The following is a 630-nucleotide window of genomic DNA, read 5'->3' on the forward strand; positions in this document are numbered from 1 at the left end:
CTTCCCAGAAGCGCGACTGCGAGGGGTAGTTCGGCACGCCCTCGAACATCAGCGTCGTGGCGCCGTTGGCGAGCGGCCCATAGACGATATAGCTGTGGCCGGTGACCCAGCCGACATCGGCGGTGCACCAGTAGATGTCGCCGTCATGGTAATCGAAGACATATTGGTGCGTCATCGAGGCGTAGACGAGATAGCCGGCGGTGGTGTGCAGCACGCCCTTCGGCTTGCCGGTCGAGCCGGAGGTGTAGAGGATGAACAGCGGATCCTCCGCCTTCATCTTCTCCGGCTTGCAGTCGGCCTTAACGGTCGCGGCTTCCTCGTGGTACCAGACGTCGCGTCCCGGTGCCCAGCCGACCTTGCCGCCGGTTCGGCGCACCACCACCACCTTGTCGACCCTGGTGCCGGCCTTGGCGGCGATCTCGACCGCCTTGTCGGTATTTTCCTTCAGGGGGACATGTTTGCCGCCACGCAGGCCCTCATCGGCGGTGATGACGATGGTCGACTTGCAGTCGTCGATGCGGCCGGCGAGCGCGTCCGGCGAGAAGCCGCCGAAGACGACCGAGTGGATGGCGCCGATCCGCGTGCAGGCCAGCATCGCATAGGCCGCTTCCGGGATCATCGGCATGTAGA

At 64.9% G+C, this 630-nt stretch carries 1 protein-coding gene; it reads right to left on the reverse strand.

Going from position 1 to position 630, the window contains the following annotated elements; translation table 11 throughout:
• On the reverse strand, positions 1 to 630 hold a 630-nt coding region (locus EN742_RS36950), incomplete at both ends, for an AMP-binding protein (protein ID WP_148670614.1).

This window comes from Mesorhizobium sp. M4A.F.Ca.ET.020.02.1.1, assembly GCF_004022645.1.
Classification (GTDB): Bacteria; Pseudomonadota; Alphaproteobacteria; order Rhizobiales; family Rhizobiaceae; genus Mesorhizobium.